1 protein-coding gene and 2 pseudogenes are annotated in these 3,608 nt (G+C 73.3%); 2 read left to right on the top strand and 1 reads right to left on the bottom strand.

The features are described 5' to 3' along the window. On the top strand, nt 1-1,878 hold a 1,878-nt coding region (locus tag JNW89_RS31055; protein WP_238451782.1), incomplete at its 5' end, for a PhoX family phosphatase. A 214-nt stretch (nt 1,879-2,092) separates the two neighbouring features. Here JNW89_RS31055 and JNW89_RS31050 read toward each other — a convergent pair. Then, nucleotides 2,093-2,874 (bottom strand): annotated as a pseudogene (locus JNW89_RS31050) (IclR family transcriptional regulator). Between the two features lie 156 nt (nt 2,875-3,030). Between JNW89_RS31050 and JNW89_RS31045 the strand changes: the two are divergent. Continuing rightward, a pseudogene (locus JNW89_RS31045) lies at nt 3,031-3,608 on the top strand (MFS transporter); the annotation flags it as partial.

The raw sequence follows: 3,608 nt of genomic DNA, 5'->3' as shown, positions 1-3,608 counted from the left end.
GCCGCCCCGGCCGCCGCCGCCCCCGGCACGCCGGTCGTCCCCGAGGTGACCGACTTCGGCAGCCCGCAGCCGTCCACCGGCGCGCTGACCTTCACGCCGATCCCGCCGAACCAGCTCGACACCCTGGTCGTCCCCAACGGGTACGACCACGCGGTGGTCATCCGCTGGGGCGACCCGGTGGTCCCCGGCGCCCCCGAGTTCGACCTGCACGGGCAGAACGTCGCCGCGCAGTCGAAGCAGTTCGGCTACAACAACGACTTCGTCGGCGTGCTGCCGCTGGACCGGCGGGGCCGGCGGGCGCTGCTCGTGGTCAACCACGAGTACACCAACGAGGACCTGATGTTCCCCGGCTTCACCGGCCTGGACGCGCTGACCGTGGAGCAGCTGCGCACCGCGATGGCCGCGCACGGCATGTCCGTGGTGGAGCTGGAGCGGGTCGACGGCACCGGGCGGTGGCGTCCGGTCGCGGGCGGCCGCCGGCCGTACAACCGGCGGGTCACCGCGCTGGGCACGAAGTTCGAGCTGACCGGCCCGGCCGCCGGCTCGGCCTGGCTGCGCACCGCCGCCGACCCGAAGGGTCGTACGGTCGTCGGCACGCTGAACAACTGCGCCGGCGGGGTCACCCCGTGGGGCACGGTGCTCTCCGGCGAGGAGAACTTCAACCAGTACTTCGTCGGTGCGGACGCCGCCCCGGAGGAGCTGAAGCCGAAGCTGGCCCGCTACGGCATCACCACCACCGCCCGCCACCCCAGCGGCAGCCGCAAGTGGGAGCGGGCCGACGAGCGCTTCGACCTGGCGAAGCACCCGAACGAGGCGCACCGCTTCGGGTGGATCGTGGAGATCGACCCGTTCGACCCGGAGAGCCGCCCGCGCAAGCACACCGCGCTCGGCCGGTTCAAGCACGAGGGCGCCAACGTCATCGTGGCGAAGAGCGGGCACGTGGTCGCGTACATGGGCGACGACGAGCGCTTCGACTACCTCTACAAGTTCGTCTCCGACAAGAAGTTCCTGCCGGGCGACTCGTGGGTGGCCCGCAAGCACAACCTGACCCTGCTGGAGTCCGGCACGCTCTACGTGGCGCAGTTCGAGCAGACCAGCGCCGCCGAGATCGACGGCTCGGGCAGGCTGCCGGCCGACGGCGCGTTCGACGGCCGGGGCCGGTGGATCAAGCTGGTCAGCGGCAACCGCTCGTACGTCGACGGGATGACCGCCGCGGACGTGCTCACCTTCACCCGGCTCGCCGGGGACAAGGTCGGCGCGACCAAGATGGACCGGCCGGAGGACGTCGAGCCGAGCCTGCTCACCGGCAAGGTGTACGTGGCGCTGACCAACAACACCGACCGGGGCAAGCCCGGCAAGGCGCCGGCCGACGAGGTCAACCCGCGCAACCTCAACAAGCACGGCCAGATCCTGGAGCTGGTCGAGGACCGGGGCGACCACACGGCGGAGAGCTTCGCCTGGTCGCTGCCGATCGTCGCCGGCGACCCGACCGACCCGTCGACCTACTTCGCCGGGTACGACAAGACCAGGGTCTCGCCGATCTCCTGCCCGGACAACGTCGCCTTCGACGCCGCCGGCAACCTCTGGATCTCCACCGACGGCAACGCGCTGGGCAGGAACGACGGCCTCTTCGCCACCGCGGTCGAGGGTCCGGAGCGGGGGCACCTCAAGCAGTTCCTCACCGTGCCGGTCGGCGCCGAGACCTGCGGCCCGTTCATCACCGGCGACAACCGCTCGGTCTTCGTGGCCGTGCAGCACCCCGGTGAGATCACCGGCGCCTCCGTGAAGAAGCCGGCGTCCACCTGGCCGGACGGCGACTACGCCAAGCCGGGCGTGGTGGTCGCCTGGCGGCTGGACGGCGGCCCGATCGGCAGCTGACGTCCCCCTCGGTGGCCCGGCCTGGGCCATCGGTCGAAGGGCCCCACTCCCCGCCTGGGACGGGGCCCTTCTGACGTCCCACCCGGCCCGGCCGCTCGCCGCCCGGCACGCTTTGCGGCGTGTCGCGCTGTCCCGGCCAGCCGTCACCGCGACACGACGCAAACGGCGGCGCGGGCGGCGGCGGGCGGCGGCGGGGGTGAGGCGGCGCGAGAGGTCAGGTGTCGGCGGCGATGCCGTCGGCGACGGCGCGGGCGACGGTGAGCAGCTTGGCCCGGACCACCCGGGCCGAGGTCATCATCTCGCTGGCGGCAGGGCGCAGGCCAGCACGACCCGGCGTTCCATGTCCTTGTCCGGAGTGACCAGCACCGCCGCGCAGGCCACCCCCTGCCGGAACTGCCCCAGCTCCAGCTGCATGCCGCGCCGGTCTCCGGCGGCCAGGTCCGCCTCGAACGCCTCGACGGTGGTCAGGGTGGCCGTGGTGAACGGGCGCATGCCGTACTCGCGCAGGTAGCGAAAGCGCTGCTCGGCGGTGAGGGTGGCCAGCAGGCACTTGCCGAGCGCGGTGGCGTGCGCCCCCTCGTCGAAGCCGGGGACCAGGTCCTCCAGGTACGGCGAGCGCGGCCCCTCGGCGACCGCCGTGACCGCCACCTGCCCACCGACGAAGCGGCCCAGGTAGTGGCTCCAGCCGGTATCGGCGGCGGCCCGGCGCAGTGTCTCCCCGACCGCCGGCGGCCCCCGGAACGCGGTCACCAGCTCCCGGTACCGGTCGGCGACCTCCAGCCCCACGATGTAGGTGCCGTCCTCCCGCCGGATCACGTAGCCCTCGTAGGCGAGGGTGCGGACCAGGTGGTAGGTCGTCGCGACGGTCAGCTCGCACCGCCGGGCGATCTGTTTGACGGTCAGCCCCTTGGGGGCGCGACCGACCGACTCGAGCACGCGTAGCGCGCGGGAGACGCTCCGGATGAGATCCGAAGGCTCCGCCAGGGGGTCGCGCACAACCACCTCCGCAGCCGGGGAGTTACACCATATGAAAAACCGCCCGGGGACGGAACGCCCGTTCGGGTCGAGGATTCCAGATCAGAGCGCACGTGGCGTGTATCGCTACGACACGCCGGGGTGCCGTGAGCTGGGCTCACGTAGGTTGGCCAGACCATGACCGACACCGCGCTCACTCCGTCGCCCCGCCCGCCGGCCGTACCCCCGCTGCGGGCCGGCGCCGGCGCCATCGCCACCACCGTCGCCTCGGTCCTGCCGGTGTTCCTCGTCGGCGGCCTGGCCGTGCAGATGGGTGACGATCTCGGCTTCTCCCCCGCCGGTCTCGGTTTGGCGGTCTCGGTCTACTTCGGCATCAGCGCGCTGGCCTCGGTGCCGTCCGGCCGGCTGGTCGAGCGGTACGGCCCGGCGGTGGTGGCCCGGGCCGGCATCCTGCTCGCCGCCGGCTGCCTGTTCGCCATCGCGGTGCTGGCCCGGTCGTACCCGGTGCTGGTGGCCCTGCTCGGGCTGAGTGCCGCGGCGAACGCGCTCGGGCAGCTCGCCAGCAACGCGGCGCTGGCCCGGCACGTGCCGGCCCGGCGGCAGGGCCTGTCCTTCGGGGTGAAGCAGGCGGCCATTCCGGTCTCCACCCTGCTGGCCGGCGCGGCGGTGCCCACCATCGCGCTCACCGCCGGCTGGCGCTGGGCGTCGTGGCGGCCGCCGGGGCCGCACTGGCCGCCCTGCCCGCCGTACCCCCG

This window comes from Micromonospora sp. 4G55 (assembly GCF_016803375.1).
The sequence above is the reverse complement of the archived record's forward strand: the minus strand, read 5'-3'. Positions and strand labels throughout refer to the sequence as shown.